Genomic DNA, 15,527 nt, shown 5'->3' on the forward strand with positions numbered 1-15,527 from the left:
TAGATGAATTAGAAGAAACTGTTAATATCCAAGACCGAAAAATATTATCGTTAAACCAATCAATTACAGATGTCAAAACTAATTCTAAAAAGAAAATAGTTGAATTAGAGAAAAACTTATCGGAAGCGACCGAAAAAATCGTTGAATTAGGAAAGAGTTTAACTAAAGCTGAGAAACAAATTAAAGCTCATTTGCAGCGAATAGATACAGTTGAAACACGAGCAAAAGCGGATGAATCGTATTCAAATATAGACGACCCAGAGTGTAAGTATGATGCTTTCCTTATCTTTTTGTACACAGGAATTAAAGACTATAATTATTTCAAAAATGTATTACATGAACGATACATATTGAACGAAGATTATAAAAAAGTTGGTTGGAAAAAAGATGAGGTAAGACAAGGTCGTTATAAGTATTTAGTAACAGCAAAAACGATGCACAACTTGCTACTAACTTTTCGGAGCAAACAAGGATTAGATAGTCGAGCGTTGCCTGAAATTTATCGTAAGCTAGTTAAAGAAGCATTGGATAATAATATTAACTCTAGAGAACTCAGGTCAATATAATTTAGAATGGTTATATGTCACACATATAACCATTATTTTATATCTGATATACTAATAAAATGGGCTTTAGAGTTCGTCAAATAAGTTTAATTTTCCAGGATTATCGTGAAAGAAACAACGATAAAAATATTCCAGATGATTTGTTGCTAAGTGGTTACATATCATTTTTAGATAATTCTGGTCTAAAAGAAGTAATTACGAATAAAGGTGTTTATATACCAACTCCAGACTATTTAGTAAGGCTTTTAGGTGCTTATGTATTAGTGTTGCGTGGTGAGCAAGTTGATGTTATGAAAGAAATTAACGCTGAACATCCTTATAGAAAGCTATCAGAATATTTGTGATATAATAGATATAGAAGTTTTTGATTTTTTGATTTGGATTTAATGGTTATATATTAGGCACATATAACCATTATTTTCTATTTTTTAATCCCACTGAACAATACGTATTCTTGTATTAGATATTTTATATCGGATATATTTTAAAAGAAATAGGTTATATTAGTAATAGATATTCGGAGTCTATTATGAACAAGCCTAGAACTTTAGCAGAAATCAATTTTGAACGTTGTGGAATTAGAACTCGTATTGAAAATGACATATTATGGATTTCATTGACAGATATTGCCAAATTATTTGGTAAATTAGTTGGGCATTGGAATGCTATTAGGTCTAATAACTTATATTTAAAAAAGTTGGAATTAGAGTTAGGACATCCTGTCATAAAAGTCTATAACAGTCGTCACGGAACATGGGCTATAAAAGAGGTTGCGACTATTTTTTATGATTGGGCTTACGAACCAAAAGCATCTAGTATAGCTAGCGGACAACTTTATGTTTATGCTGATAATGGAAATAATGCTTATCGAATAGGTTTTACTACTAATAATCGTCAAAAACACAAACTTGTGTTAGCCAATCATCCTTTTTTAAAATTGGTAAAACTATATAGAAATGTTCGTATAGAATTTAAGCAAATGTTATTACCAAAATTAATTAAATATCGGATATACGATAACGATGAATGGTATCATCAAGAAGAAGAAATTATGATTATCATAGAGAATGAATATAAGATTTATATCGCTACAATAAATAATTAAGATTGATAATTAACAATACGACTCTAACAATCGTATTGTTTTTCTGGCAGTGTAGCTTAAAGGTAAAGCCCCAAACTCATAATTTGGTCTATTCAGGTTCAATTCCTGTCACTGCTATTTATCGTAAGCTTCTTTAACTAGCTTTAGTTAATAATATTAACTCTAGAAGACCCAGACAATGATAAGTTATAATGAAACTACTAGCAAAATCACGAATTTTTTGCTAGTAGTTTTTCTGTATATGCTGTCAGTGGTGCGACACTTGTCAACGGGACAAGCTTTGAGGGTTCGAGTCCCTTCATATTCATTTAAAAGGTGTTTTTTATGTCGAATAAAATTGAAGAAATTGCTACAAAAATACCAGCAACTATTAAATATCATGGGATAAATTCTTTGCAGTTAATCTTTGTTGGTTTTATTTACGTGTGTTATCTGTTTTTTTCCGGTTTAAAATTTACTTTTGAAGATACTAACTTCACCAAAATCGAATATACCCGAAAATCGGATGAATATAGCTCACATGTAACAGCATTATTGTTAAAAATAATATTGTTTAGATTTGTTAACGATAATACTGAACACTAACAGAATGCGAGATATCTGTTAAAATGAAAATAACTAAAGCCATAACGAATCGTTTTAGTTGTATCGTACCATTGACATTAGGCTTATGAAGAGGTATATACCTCTTCATTTTTATATCAGATATATTAAACCCTGAACAATATGTTAGATTTTGATTATCGTGAAATTGTAAAGTTTGATAGTCGTAATATTTCATATAATTTTGAAGACATCGACCCTCTGACAAGACAATTATTTATTAATGAATTTAATCATATTGAAAATAATAGTATTGTTGATTTTCAATATGAACCGAATAACACTGACCCTGACATATTAATAAGTCCTGGTGATGATGCAATTAACAATATTGCTTATGCTCGTGCTGCTGGTGATATTTGGGTTTCTTCTTTCTTTTATTCTCAGCCGGATTATTATCAGCGATATGTAGTAGCACATGAAATTGGTCATACTTTATCTTTAGGTCATAATTTAACAGTTGATGGAGTAGTTAGGTCTGATTCCACTTTATTTACAGGAACACCAGAACAACAATTCACTATTGATAATCTTGCCGAAACAATGACACCTTTTGATTTGTCGATGGTAAATATAGTATTTCATGATGTTGAATAGTTGACATGAACGATTAATTTGGTATAATAAAAGAAAGCTAATAGTTAACAATCTATCGGCCAGTTGGGTTAATATTGTATCCATCGAATTTCTTTGTTTTTTCGTTAAATATCTTTTTGTACCTCTGATTGGATGTTTCAGAGGTATTTTATTTGTTTGTTGTTATGTTATAGTAGTAATGTGTTTGTAAAAAGTTTAATTAATAATTATGGAAAAACAACCAACACCTGACAAAGGATTAAAAATCTTCGGGACTTCAACAAAAAAACTTGTCTTAGCGAGCGAAATTCAAATCGGTGGCGAGCACTATTTAGGCAAGAAGATACAACCTTTAGATGTAATTGACGAGTATCAATTAGACTTTTATTTAGGAAATGTTTTGAAATATATTTTACGGAAAAAAGGAGATAAATATGATAGAATTCAAGATTTAAAAAAGGCGAAGCACTATATCGAGTTATATCTAGAAAGAGTTATGCCTAATAAACATATATCAGATATACCCACTGAACAATAGACAAATAGCTGATATAATCATAATAGAGTTAAATAAAAGTTATGGATAAAGTAGAATACATTGAAGTTACCGCACCGATTTCCCCTGAAGAAGTTTTAGAATTGTTGAAAGGGATACAAGATTATGCGAGCATAGGAGACGCTGATTTTGCAAGGTCTTTAAAAGCGTATTTGCATTATGAGTTAGATAACGCCATTAAAATACATGAGTTGGTGGAATCAGGAAAAGAATTGGTTGATTACGAGACAATATTACAAGTCGCGAATCGTTTAGGGTTTATAGTTCCTGAAAATTATCTTGAAAGGCTAATCAATTTTGTCCGGCATTATGCCCCCGAACAATTTATATATTCAATCAATCCCGTTACTGAATTAGAGAATGATTGTGTAATTTCCTATAGTCCTGAAGTAGAAAGTAATGTGAAACAATTTTGTGTTAATCACTCTTTTGTAAACACCATGTTACAATAAATAAGAGCAAAGCAAGGTCTGTAAATGGACATTTATCAACCCTAATGTCCATTTACTTTTATATGTCCATCTATATCCGATATATAAATTTTGAAAAAAAGGTTGACAAAACAAAATCTAGTTGTTAAACTAAGAGTATCAAACAAAGAAAGGAATAAAAGTCATGCAAACAAAATCTACTAAGTCCACTAAATCTGCTTTACAAACACCTGAAAATGGTTCAACTGAAATAATGTTTGGTCAAATTGATTATTTAGATTCTGATACATTTGTTAATAAATTCCAACCAGCAACAGAATTAATTAATAATCCGAAATGGATTAAAAAGTATCCAAACTTGAATTTATATATCAGAAAATCTACTTTTACTCAATCTGATTTTGCAGCTATGGATAATAACAAAGTTGATATCGAAAGCGATGACGGAACAAAATCTACTTATGGAGATAAAAACTCTGAAGTATGTAAATTTGTATTGTCTTTTCTAAGTGACAAACAAATCAATGTTATTGACCCTATTACCTACTTTGAATTTGACAACATTAATTGGATTATCAACGGAAACACACGTTACGAAATGATATCTTATTATTGTAGTGAAAAAGGTAAAAATTTAGGTGTTTCGGTTAAACCTATTCCTGTTAGACGTTTAGAAGATGCTTATGTAAACCCAGAGACCTTATTAAGTTTTCAAGTTCAAAGTAATGATGTAACTCGGCATCAATCAATGAGAGCGATTGCTTATGCGATTCGTAATTATTTTGATAGTTTAAAAGCTGAAGGAAAACTAAAAGAATCAGATATCAGAAAACAAACAATCAGGGTTTTTCAACATAGCTTAGGAACAGGTCAGAATGCCAATAATAAGTTGTCTGCAAGACTAACATTAACGGAATTACCAGAATTTATTTTAGATTTAGTAGAAACTGGCAAATTAGCTGACACTACTGCTATTAAGCTTTATCAAAAACATCAAACATTAATGAATGATTTTGAAAAAGCTAAAAAATCTATTCAAGGTCATACGTTAGAAGTATTCCATCAATACGTTAAAGAAAAAGTAGAGTTATATATTTCTACTGGTGCTAAATCAACCCGAAATAACAAGGGAACTTTGTATAGTAAAACTGATGTAGATAATGCTTACAATACATATCTAAAAGAGTATTTAGATGATGGTAATGTTACTGAAGTTACTTTGAAAGAGGGAGAAACTGGAGATATATCTGATATACCAAATAACGGAGAAGTAAAAGAGGTTACAGATAAAGTAAAAGTTCCTGAGTATACAATTGAGAATTATCAGGAAATGTATGACCATTATCGTGCATTTAGTTTACCAGAAAATAACCCAACAATGAATGCTAAATTGTTGAAAATCTTACCCGGAATTTTAGTTAAAATCGTTGGATTAACAACTAAAGAAGGAATTAGTTTTGCTCCGGAAGTTGAAGAAGCAGACGACCATATTGTAAGGGAATGTTTAAAGTTAATTCAAATGTATTTTCCGATTGAAGGCGATGCAGGTGATGAGTTTATAGGATGTTTCCCAAAACCAGAATTAGACGAATTGATTGTTAAAACTGGAATGTCTAAACTAATAGATTTAATTAAGGATAGTAAAAAAGAGCAAACTGAAACTGAAGAGACGTTTGTTGCTCCCGTGGAATCTAAGGTAGAAGAAGTAACTGTATCTTCTAAAACAATCGAGACTAAACCTGCTAGTAAACCTTTAGGAATCCCAGTTAAAAAAGTCGCAGCGACTGATTCTTTTGATTTAGATTTGTAAGTTAATATATCTGATATATGTTTTGATTGGTTTCGTATATCAGATATACTTTTCAACAAAACTAATCCCCCTGAACAATACGAGGAGTCTACTAAGGCTCTCTTTTTTTATCCTTTAGCCTTACATAAGTAATCTATGTTAGTACAAATTAATACAGCATTAAACGTCAATTTAGTTACAGCTTCTTTTAGTAAGAGCGAATTAGCTGAGACTTATAATACTGCTAATTATTGGAGTTATCAAGATATTAGTATAGAGCAGTTAAAAGTTTATGTTAGTCAAGGCGCTTCTATACGTCCTGGAATGTCCAGAGTCAGTTGTAGAAAAAAAGACATTGATGCAATGCAAATAATGGTTTTTGATTTTGATAACGGAGAAACTATCAAAGAAGTAGTGACGAATGATAGAGATAATATCATTGCTATGGTAAAACCAAGCGCTAGTTATACTGATGAAAAACAGAAATTTCATGTAATCTGTGTTTTATCTAAAGTTATTACTGATGTTAAATTGTATGAAAAAATATACAAACATTATTTGAAAAATTATTTCAAAACTGCGGATAAGGCGTGTTTCTCTCCACATCAGTTTTTCTATGGTACTACTAAGAATAATACTGCTAAAATTTATTTACCAGAGTATTACGAAAAAATAGATGTTGATATGAAATTAGTTGATGTAGAAATAGTTGAAAGTAGTTTAGTTAAATCTGTTAGCGTTGATGTTTCTAAGCAAATTCATAAACCTGAAAAATTAGAAAAAACAGATATTAGTTATACGAAATATTTAGAGGAGCAATTATCAGAAATAGTTAACGACCCTAATGAATTGTTTTTTCTTCATAAACATGATTTTAAACCAACTTCAGTAGATGATAAAAAATTAACTGCTAAGTACCATGGAAGTAATCCTTTTTCTCCTACAGATTCTAGTAAAACCAGTTTTGTTGTAAGCTATCGCGAAGGCGAGTTATTACCAGTTTGGTACGATAGGAGCAATAATGTTGATAACGAAAGAAGCGGAGGGAATTTTGTCGAATATGTCAGGCAATCTTATAAAAATTTATATAACCAGGAATTAAATTTTAAAGAAGCAGTAAATAAGATTACCGAGCATTTTGGTTTGCCTGAGTATAAATTTAATTCAGGTAAATTAAGTAAAGAAGATTTTGCAATACATTGCGAAACAAACAAGGAAAATTTATCTCAGATATTTTTGAATTATGCTAAGGGTCGTATTTATGGGATGAGAGATACTTGGAATACTAAACTAGGAGAGTATTTTTATTTACAAGATGATTATTGTTGGGTTGTTGGAAATTTTTCAAAGTTCATGAAACAATTTTTTTCTTACTTAAAAGAAGTTGATATTTCTATAATACCTAAAAATAATGAGTTTGAATTTTATGATTTTGCAAGTACTTTTTGTTCTAAAACAATGAATTTGTATGGAGAGATGAAGAGTAGTCCTCCTATAGAAAATGATGAGTATGTAGCTTTCAAAAATGGTTATTATAGTTTATCTGAAAAAAGGTTTGTAGGAGATGTTTTAGATGTGTTTAACTTAACAGCTTATGGTTTTGAATATAACGATATATCAGATATACGAGCTGCAAATGTATTAGCTGAGTGGAAAGAGTATTGTAATTTAAGTTATTCTGATAATAAAACAAATGCTGAATTATTTTATATTTGGAGTTTGTTAAATGTATTAGGAGTAGCTTACCGAACAGAAAATCATGTAGGTTTAACTGGTACTGCAGGAAGTGGTAAATCTACTAATTTAGATTTATTACAAGTTTTAGCTGATGTTAAAGGTAAAGCTGCTGTGCCTAATGTCTTTGCTGATGATAATAAATTTGGTTTATGGCAATTAGAAGGTGTTAAGAGTTTATTTATTAATGAATTTGATGGTAATGCTAAATATTTGAAAGGAATGAATAGAATTTCTGGTACAGGAGATTACCAAACAGTGCCTATGGAGCCTAAAGGTAAAAAGTCATATCAGCAGCGTGTTTTTTGGAGTATTACTACAACAACTGAAGGAGAGATAGGAATTAGAAGTGAACAACATGGAGCGATGCGAAGATATATATTTATTGAGCATAGTGATAAAACGAAAAAAGTAGGAGTCGATAAAGAAAAGTTAATTAAAATGAAAAGGAAAATTAGAGCTAAAAGTAATAAAGCTTATAGTCCTTTTTTAATAGAATTAATTATTGCGATTCATAAGTTGTCTGATATAGACATGTTATTGGAGCAATGGAAAAATTTATGTAATAACCCTGAACAACAGGATATCAAGAAAAGAATATCTCAAACTAATAGTAAATATGGTCATTTTATTGAGATGTTTTTAGTAGTAACTAATTCACCAACTGATTATGTAACAAGCGACGAGTTAAGATTAATGGTAGAAAATTATAACTCTTCTTTTGCTAACAATTATGATAGAATTAGTATTCAATCGACGAGAATGAATTGGTTTACTGATGAGCTAATCAATTTACATGACTGGAAATTTTCTAAAGATAAAGAACGAAAAAGAATAGGAAATTCTAGGATATCTGTTTATAAAGGTTTAAAAGCTGTTGTTCTTGGAGAAGACCCTGACGATGTGAGCACAGACGAAGATTTTTAGTAATTGAGTCGTATATCTGATATTTGTTCATATAATAAAAACTTATTCCATATATCAGATATACTAATTAAACTTTTACGACTTACTATTGTAATTAGTTTAATTCTCAGTTATTATTGTATGTATAGAGAACAAAAACTTATTATTCATTCACCTTAATCAATTAAAGTGTGTTAGAATAATAAGAGAACAAAGACCAACTTATCAAATTAAGGAATTATTACAATGGCAAAAATCGAACTTTTACATCCTGTTACAGTTGTTTCTGACGAAACTGGTAGCCATGAAATTGATATTCAGCATGAGGTTTATCAAAAATTAGCTAAACCTGGTAAAAACGGTAAAGCTACTATTAAACCTAAAAATTATGAAGATATTAGTTTGTTTCTTACCGACGGCGGAACAATTGGAACGAAAAAGTTTAAAGTTACCGAAATAACCAAATTACCAGTACCAGGATATCCAGGAGTAACAATTAATAATTTAGAATATTTATCACAGTTTCCGAATATCGAATTAATCGAACCTGATAATAAGCCTTTAAGCATTATCAACGTTGATATCAATATGTTAACTACTAATGCTCGTTATATTTGGTCTCATTTTTGTTCTTTATTTGGTCAACCACCTTTACATGATGTAGGACAATTTTTTTACGATAAAGCTAGTTACGAATACAATTTTTGTACAGTAGCACGACTTGTAAAAATGTATGATTCTGAGACAGAAACAAATGTCTTACGAGTAATGATTGCTAATAAATATTTTATTCCTGTTGAATATGCTCGAAACGAAGAGGGAGATGGAGTATATAAAATTAATAACGGGAAAAACTCTATCGAATTAAAAATCATCAATGCTTATAATGACCAAACAGGAGAAAATGATAAACCTTATCCTGAGATACAAGTAAGGGATAAAAAGAATAAGTTTTTAGATTATGTAATTAGCATGTCCATTGATAAAAATACAGTATTATCAATGGAAGAGTTTGTAGAATATTGGAATGATGGAGATATAGATTCACTTCCGATAACACCACCTTTAATTCCTAGTTTGTCCTATGCTAAAATCTTAAAATTTCCCGCTGCAAATGGATTCATGGAAAATGGAATTTATTTATTGTTATATAACCCGAAATTGATAACTACTGGTATTATGACAGGTTGTTCTAATTGGAATGTTGAAGTTCCGTCTAAATTTAAAGAATTGTCAATATCTACTGATGGTAATACTTTTACACCTGATGAGGTATTAGGAAATGTTGAATCTTTAATGTTTTCAAAAAATTGTCCTGTTAGCACTATGTTAAAAGGCCTAAATAATCCTAATCACAAAGTAGTAGTGATAATTCGTAAATTTGATTCAACACAAAAAGCAAGTCCGGGAATGCAAGTCTTATTATCTGCCAGTAAATTAGGTATTCCTGCGCAATATCGTAATGATTCAGAATTTATGGATTATGTAACAATGAATTTGCCATCGAGTATTTTTGCAGAAAAACCTTTAGATGTAACTCCTGCGTTAAAAAGTTACGAAGATGAACCTTTTTAAGTTTTCATATATCTGATATATGAAAACACTGAGAATTAACCCCTGAACAATAGGTTAATTCTCCTTTTTATTCTTAATTATTAACAGAAATCAATGACTTATCAACTCAGAGAATATCAATTAGAAATCATTCAAAAATTAGAAAAAAGTCTTTCTCGTACTGTTTGTATTCAGTTACCAACAGGTTGCGGAAAAAGTGTTATTGCTCAACATGAAATTAAAAAATTTGTATTGCAAGGAAAAAAAGTTTTAGTTTTAGTTCCGAATTGCACATTAGTTGATAATTTGTATAGATATATGACAGAATTTGCAACTTCTGTATATTCTGGAATTAAACCTAATTTATCGAAACCTGTAATGATTAGCACTTATGCTTCAGCTAAAAAATATAGAGATATTTTTAGACCTGATTTAGTTGTAATAGACGAATGTCACCACACTCCGACTGATACTATTTTAAATATTGTTGATAATTATCCTAGATGTGTTGTTTATGGATTCACAGCAACAGTAAATCGTCCTGATGGGATTGGCTTAGATAAAGTTTTTTCAGAATTAATCGTAAGTAAGCCTATTAGTTGGTTTATTAATAAAGGATATTTAGCAGATTATTCTGTTTATATCCCTGAAAAAGACAAAATTACTTTTGAAATGATAATGTCGTCTGGTGAAGATATTATGAAACAGTTAGAAATGATACCTCTGACTAAAGATACTTTCAATTTGTGGAAGGATATTGTACATTTACCGATTCGTGGAAAAACTATAATTTTTAATTTTAATATAGCTCATTCAAAATTGGTTAATCACTATTTCCTGCGTCAAGGAATTACTTCAATACATATAGATGGGAGTTTTGACCCGCAATTAAGAAAGAAATTATTACAACAATATAATGATGGGAAAATTCAAGTTTTAAATAATGTGAATTGTCTATCTGAAGGTGTTGATGTTGTTGGTATAGATTGTGTGATTTTAAATGGTTTTACTAAATCACAAATTATGTTTATGCAACGAATAGGAAGAGGTTTAAGACCAGCCCCGGGGAAAAAATTGATTGTTATTGATTCTGGTAAAAATTTCTTATATCACGGGGATATAAAACACAAAAAAATTTGGTCTTTAGAAACAAAGACTAAAAGTAAAAAGAAACGTAAAGCAGGACATTATTATTGTTCTTTTTGTGGTTCTGATTTAGGTACAACTTCTGATTTTTGGCCTGAATTATTACAAAAACATCCGGAATTTGATGAATACAGAACGAAAAAAGTATGTTGTAACAACTTAACTTGTGATAGTCATGGAGATGAGTTTGTATTTAATGTGTTGACTTATACTAAACCAGAAAAGAAGCCTTCGGATGTGATTAAAATCGACCCGCGTTTACAGAAATATTCTAAATTGGATTTAGAAATGGCTGAATTAAATGCTTTGTTAAGGAGGAGATTACAGAAAGATACAAAAGCACAAATGATTGTTGAATTAACTATTCCTAAAGAAATGAAAAAAGATGCTTTAGCAATAGTTTATGAAAAAGAAAACAACCGAGAATTAAAAATTAAAGCTTTATTAGGGAGTAACAATTAATGTACAATCCAAACGATTATTATTTTCAAGATGGTTCTGTTGTTTATCCAGAAGAAAAAATCGATTTATTTGATATATCAGATATAGAAGATATTCCTAAAGATTCTAGAATTGAATATCGTGATATCGAAGATTATGCTGATATTAGTTATGTTGTTTTTGATATTGAAACAACTGGAGTGGATTGGACTAAAGATAAAATTTATATGATTGGCCTGAAAAATGAAAAAGGTCGTCATTTAATTTTAAAAAATAAGAATGAAAAAGAGTTGTTACAAGAATTTTTTCATATAATGCAAAAAAAGAAACCAGATTATTTATTTGGTTACAATATCCAATCTTTTGACTTGCCTTTTATTTATCATCGTGCATCTAAATATATGGGTATGCCTGGGATTGTGCCTAGTTATTGGCATAAACAGAATAAACAGTTAAAGCAATTTAATCAGGCTAAATTATTCGGAAAACCTATTAGGTATCTTCCTTATAAATTTTTCGGAGAATTATCTTCTGTTAATATTATTGACTTATACCATCAGGTTCTTGCTTATGACAACGTAAAAAGAAAATTGACAAGTCATACGTTAAAAAATGTTGTATTGCAATATAAGTTGAGGAAAGAAAGAAGACTAGAATTAAAATATGACGAAATGATGGCTCATTATGATAATTGGATGAATAACGATGTACATAATGTTGTTGATATCATTGCTAAACATCGTAAAGAGTATATTAGTGAAATAAAAGGGACTAATGTCTTTAATGAATTGAAAAAGAAAAAGTCAATTGATATTATTCAGGAATATTGTGCATATGACCTCGATGATACAGAATTAATTGCAGATATGATAGTTCCTTCTATTCATTATCAAGGATTATTGTTCAATTGGAGGCCAGACCAAAATGCTGTTTATGGGACTGGTTTTAAATGGAATAGTGTGTGTTCTGATTATTATGGGGAAAATATCATCAGAACACCTGATGCTAAATGTAGTTATAAAGGTGCGTTTACGTTTGCTAATCCTGGTTTGTTTAGAAATGCTGCTCAAATTGATATTAGTTCAGCCTATCCTTTTACCCAATTATTACATCGTGCGTATGATTACGATAAAGACCCAGATATGGTAGTAATTAAGTGGTTGGCTAAAGTTGTCAAGGATAGAATGTTTCATAAGAATAATGCTGAAAATGATATCAAATCTAAATATTTAGCTGATGCTTTAAAAATTATTGCTAATAGTGGATATGGGTTTTACGGAACGACAGGATTAGAATATAATTCGATGGGGGTAGCTGCTTTTATTGCTGCTGTTGTTTCAAAATTAGTAAAGTTTATTAAATCACGAATAGAATATTATGGTGGTGTTGTTTTTCAGGTTGATACTGATGGATTAATTTTTTGCGCTTTAGGTAATTATAGTCCCGCTGAAATCCATGAAAATGTTCAAAATGATTTACCATCAGGATATGAAATAGGTCTTGATTGGTTGAGTGATGCTGTTTTCGTTCCGATAAATGAAGATGGAGTAGGAATTAAAAAAAATTACATAGTTTTTTCAGATGGTAAAATTATCAAACAACGAGGGAAAATTAATAACAGAGAACGTTGTTTATTAGAGAAAAAATTCACAACAACTTATGTAAAAAAGATTGTTTATGAGGGATATGCTGAAGCACAAGATTATTATAAAAAATTAATCAGAACAATCAAAAAAAATGATTTAGATATAACTGATATACAAGTAACTCAAACTGTTAGGAGTAACGACAAAAAATTTACGCAAACATTACAGTTAGTTGAAAAAGGAGCAAAAACTGTAACTTGGTATATGGGTTATTCAAAAGAAGATAAACAGCAAGAAGTATCAACAGGAAACTATCATAAAATGTTTTATGTAGATATGGTTCAAAAAATAAAAAGAATGGTCGATACTTCTAATAAAATCGGTAATTTAGAGTTATTAAATGTGAGGTAAGTAACCTCTTGTTCAGGGGGCTATATCTGATATATATCCCTGAACAAGAGGTTAACTAGCGTATTTTTCTAAAATAAAATTAACTTCTGCTCTCCACATACCTCCTTCTGCTGGTTCTAATCTATAAGAATTAAAATAAATAGAATTAAAACATTGATATTTGTGATAGTTATTTAAGATTAAATTTATCACTTCATCTTTAGTTTCGTCTAATGAATATAAAACTTTTGCTTCATCATCTTTAGTTCTATTAGGAAGTGTAATAAAAATAAGAATTTCATATCTAAGTAATGGTGTTGGATTTGGTTTATTTGCTGTTACTAAAGGTATGATAATTTTTATTGTTTTTTTATTAGAAATGTCTTGATAATATTGATTAGCATTGCTAGGTAATGTTTTAATCAATATATCAGAATCTTGTATATCTGCAAGACATTTTTGAATATTCTCTTCGACTTGTATAGTTTTTAACATATTAATAATAAGTTGTTATTTTTTTAGGTGCTGTTCTTACTTGGTCTCTCCAATGTTCCATTGCGGTTTTAGCTTTATTATGTTGTTGTATTCTAGTTAAATATTCTCTATCGGCTCCCATTCCTAATGTTTTTCTTTGAGGCATATTTTTCGTTCCTGTCTCGTGGAACTTGTGATAATCTTGCCTATTATATATGCTGAGTTGTCTATTTTCCCATTGTCTTGTTTCCCAATCCGTTATCATTTTTTCTGCTCTAATTAAAGGATTTTCTGGTTTCTTATATCCTTCTCTTTGTTTTTGCTCGATAGTCGCTGGTTTTAATCTTCTCAAAGGTACATCTTCATAATCTCTTCTGAAAAAACTTGTTCTATATCTAATATGTTTTTGTTCTCTTAGTCCTACATTTTCTAGAAATTCTCCCATGCTGTTAGAAACTTCTATTTTATTAAGCAACCATCGGCCTAAACTTGGTGCTACTAATTTCACAAACAATCCCATATTATAAATCCTCCATTAATAAATCTTGTAATACTTTTATTTGTATTTTAGTTCCTACGATATCATTTACGATATGTTGATGAGGCGATTCGTAACTAGGCATTAATTGTACTTTTAGTTCTCTTCCGTTAATAATCCCTATTCCGATTGAAAAAGGTTTTATTTTATCTCTGTAATCCAATTCTGTTAGGACATATCCTTTAAACATTGTATCTGTTCTGGTATATTCTAATTGTGAATCCATTGACGTGGGTTTTAAATGTCGTAAATAACAATTAATTTTTAGTGTTGAATTATCATCTTTAACATCTTTCCAACATCCTGATATATCAGATATATCAGTTGAAAAATAAATAGTAGATTTTTTAAAAATCAGTTGATCTGTTAAAAACATTGTGTTATAATAGTAATGTAGAATTGGAGAATCTCATGAGCTTAGAATTAATTGAATATCAAGATAGAGAATGGTATAAAGCAAAAGATATTATAAAGTTGTTATCTTTATCAGAAAATAATGTTAGTAATATTCTCGGAAAATATATACCAGAAAAATATAAAGTATTATATCATAACGGAACTGTAGAATTTTGGGTATTGGATAAATTAGGAATAGGTTATTTATTGTTAGAATCTTTAGCAGAAGTAGCCATAAACATTAAAACTCAATTAATTTATGAAACAATTCCTTTTATCATTGTTGATGATTTTTATGAATTAGGTGTTAATTTACCTGAATTTGATGGAAACACTTGGTATAAAGCTAAAGGTTGTATAGAAAAACTTGATTATGCGGTAAACAATGTAACTAATATTGTTAGTAGATACGTTGAAACAGAAAATAAACAAAAATATTTTGATGGAAATAAAGAATATTGGTTATTAAATCAAATAGGGTTGGCTAAATTAATATTACAGTCGAAATCAGCTTATTCTATTAAAGTAAAAGATAATTTATGTCAAAATTATATACCAGAATTAATAGAAAACGTTTTGTTATGATTTTGATATATCTGACATACCCCTTAACAATAGGTTAATCTTCCAACGCAATATTTAAGGTAAAGTCTGTTAATCTGTAAGCGCTTCTAGCTTCTTGTGTAGTAATAATCCCTGATTGTACTAATTTTGCAGACCTATTAGCTGCTTTTTC

General features: G+C 29.6%; 15 protein-coding genes and 1 tRNA gene. 13 read left to right on the forward strand and 3 right to left on the reverse strand.

Going from position 1 to position 15,527, the window contains the following annotated elements; translation table 11 throughout:
* The 12 genes from F6K27_RS28720 to F6K27_RS28775 form a co-directional block, all read left to right on the forward strand.
* On the forward strand, positions 1-566 hold a 566-nt coding region (locus tag F6K27_RS28720), incomplete at its 5' end, for a hypothetical protein (RefSeq protein ID WP_287300941.1).
* A gap of 59 nt (positions 567-625) precedes the next feature.
* A complete protein-coding gene (locus tag F6K27_RS28725) occupies positions 626-910 on the forward strand; it encodes a hypothetical protein (RefSeq protein ID WP_287279596.1) in 285 nt (94 codons plus the stop codon).
* A 185-nt stretch (positions 911-1,095) separates the two neighbouring features.
* Positions 1,096-1,671 carry a KilA-N domain-containing protein gene (locus F6K27_RS28730; RefSeq protein ID WP_287279597.1) on the forward strand — a complete coding sequence of 192 codons (576 nt, stop codon included), beginning with the start codon at positions 1,096-1,098 and terminating at the stop codon, positions 1,669-1,671.
* Between the two features lie 45 nt (positions 1,672-1,716).
* Positions 1,717-1,788: transfer RNA gene (locus F6K27_RS28735), tRNA-Ile, on the forward strand.
* Positions 1,789-2,397: 609 nt separating this feature from the next.
* Positions 2,398-2,871: a hypothetical protein gene (locus F6K27_RS28740; RefSeq protein ID WP_287279598.1), complete on the forward strand. Its 474-nt coding sequence runs from the start codon at positions 2,398-2,400 to the stop codon at positions 2,869-2,871.
* A gap of 208 nt (positions 2,872-3,079) precedes the next feature.
* Positions 3,080-3,388 carry a DUF3310 domain-containing protein gene (locus F6K27_RS28745; RefSeq protein ID WP_287279599.1) on the forward strand — a complete coding sequence of 103 codons (309 nt, stop codon included), beginning with the start codon at positions 3,080-3,082 and terminating at the stop codon, positions 3,386-3,388.
* A gap of 41 nt (positions 3,389-3,429) precedes the next feature.
* Positions 3,430-3,858: a hypothetical protein gene (locus tag F6K27_RS28750; protein WP_287300942.1), complete on the forward strand. Its 429-nt coding sequence runs from the start codon at positions 3,430-3,432 to the stop codon at positions 3,856-3,858.
* 163 nt (positions 3,859-4,021) lie between these two features.
* Positions 4,022-5,647 carry a hypothetical protein gene (locus tag F6K27_RS28755; RefSeq protein ID WP_287279601.1) on the forward strand — a complete coding sequence of 542 codons (1,626 nt, stop codon included), beginning with the start codon at positions 4,022-4,024 and terminating at the stop codon, positions 5,645-5,647.
* A gap of 135 nt (positions 5,648-5,782) precedes the next feature.
* Positions 5,783-8,287, forward strand: coding sequence for a hypothetical protein (locus F6K27_RS28760; RefSeq protein WP_287300943.1), 2,505 nt, complete (start codon positions 5,783-5,785; stop codon positions 8,285-8,287).
* A gap of 225 nt (positions 8,288-8,512) precedes the next feature.
* Positions 8,513-9,841 carry a hypothetical protein gene (locus tag F6K27_RS28765; protein WP_287279603.1) on the forward strand — a complete coding sequence of 443 codons (1,329 nt, stop codon included), beginning with the start codon at positions 8,513-8,515 and terminating at the stop codon, positions 9,839-9,841.
* Between the two features lie 93 nt (positions 9,842-9,934).
* Positions 9,935-11,428 carry a DEAD/DEAH box helicase gene (locus F6K27_RS28770; RefSeq protein ID WP_287300944.1) on the forward strand — a complete coding sequence of 498 codons (1,494 nt, stop codon included), beginning with the start codon at positions 9,935-9,937 and terminating at the stop codon, positions 11,426-11,428.
* The gene (locus F6K27_RS28775) at positions 11,428-13,404 is read left to right on the forward strand and encodes a 3'-5' exonuclease (protein ID WP_287279927.1); all 1,977 of its coding nucleotides are present in this window, start codon (positions 11,428-11,430) and stop codon (positions 13,402-13,404) included. The genes F6K27_RS28770 and F6K27_RS28775 overlap by 1 nt, the downstream gene beginning before the upstream one ends.
* 51 nt (positions 13,405-13,455) lie before the next feature.
* Here the strand turns inward: F6K27_RS28775 and F6K27_RS28780 are convergent, their stop codons facing one another.
* From F6K27_RS28780 to F6K27_RS28790, 3 genes are read right to left on the reverse strand one after another with little or no spacing between them, the layout of a single operon-like run.
* A complete protein-coding gene (locus F6K27_RS28780) occupies positions 13,456-13,878 on the reverse strand; it encodes a hypothetical protein (RefSeq protein WP_287279925.1) in 423 nt (140 codons plus the stop codon).
* Position 13,879: 1 nt separating this feature from the next.
* Positions 13,880-14,377: a hypothetical protein gene (locus F6K27_RS28785; RefSeq protein WP_287279923.1), complete on the reverse strand. Its 498-nt coding sequence runs from the start codon at positions 14,375-14,377 to the stop codon at positions 13,880-13,882.
* A gap of 1 nt (position 14,378) precedes the next feature.
* Positions 14,379-14,771: a hypothetical protein gene (locus F6K27_RS28790; protein WP_287279922.1), complete on the reverse strand. Its 393-nt coding sequence runs from the start codon at positions 14,769-14,771 to the stop codon at positions 14,379-14,381.
* A 23-nt stretch (positions 14,772-14,794) separates the two neighbouring features.
* Here F6K27_RS28790 and F6K27_RS28795 point away from each other — a divergent pair, with 23 nt between their 5' ends.
* Positions 14,795-15,376 carry a BRO family protein gene (locus F6K27_RS28795; protein ID WP_287300945.1) on the forward strand — a complete coding sequence of 194 codons (582 nt, stop codon included), beginning with the start codon at positions 14,795-14,797 and terminating at the stop codon, positions 15,374-15,376.
* Positions 15,377-15,527: the final 151 nt, after the last annotated feature.

The organism is Okeania sp. SIO2F5 (genome assembly GCF_010692685.1).
GTDB lineage: Bacteria > Cyanobacteriota > Cyanobacteriia > Cyanobacteriales > Microcoleaceae > Okeania > Okeania hirsuta.

Coding starts and splice junctions, on each gene's coding strand:
- F6K27_RS28765 (WP_287279603.1), top strand. CDS start 8,513: ATGGCAAAAATCGAACTTTTACATCCTGTTACAGTTGTTTCTGACGAA.
- F6K27_RS28730 (WP_287279597.1), top strand. CDS start 1,096: ATGAACAAGCCTAGAACTTTAGCAGAAATCAATTTTGAACGTTGTGGA.
- F6K27_RS28745 (WP_287279599.1), top strand. CDS start 3,080: ATGGAAAAACAACCAACACCTGACAAAGGATTAAAAATCTTCGGGACT.
- F6K27_RS28790 (WP_287279922.1), bottom strand. CDS start 14,771: ATGTTTTTAACAGATCAACTGATTTTTAAAAAATCTACTATTTATTTT.
- F6K27_RS28750 (WP_287300942.1), top strand. CDS start 3,430: ATGGATAAAGTAGAATACATTGAAGTTACCGCACCGATTTCCCCTGAA.
- F6K27_RS28775 (WP_287279927.1), top strand. CDS start 11,428: ATGTACAATCCAAACGATTATTATTTTCAAGATGGTTCTGTTGTTTAT.
- F6K27_RS28785 (WP_287279923.1), bottom strand. CDS start 14,377: ATGGGATTGTTTGTGAAATTAGTAGCACCAAGTTTAGGCCGATGGTTG.
- F6K27_RS28755 (WP_287279601.1), top strand. CDS start 4,022: ATGCAAACAAAATCTACTAAGTCCACTAAATCTGCTTTACAAACACCT.
- F6K27_RS28770 (WP_287300944.1), top strand. CDS start 9,935: ATGACTTATCAACTCAGAGAATATCAATTAGAAATCATTCAAAAATTA.
- F6K27_RS28760 (WP_287300943.1), top strand. CDS start 5,783: ATGTTAGTACAAATTAATACAGCATTAAACGTCAATTTAGTTACAGCT.
- F6K27_RS28740 (WP_287279598.1), top strand. CDS start 2,398: ATGTTAGATTTTGATTATCGTGAAATTGTAAAGTTTGATAGTCGTAAT.
- F6K27_RS28725 (WP_287279596.1), top strand. CDS start 626: ATGGGCTTTAGAGTTCGTCAAATAAGTTTAATTTTCCAGGATTATCGT.
- F6K27_RS28780 (WP_287279925.1), bottom strand. CDS start 13,878: ATGTTAAAAACTATACAAGTCGAAGAGAATATTCAAAAATGTCTTGCA.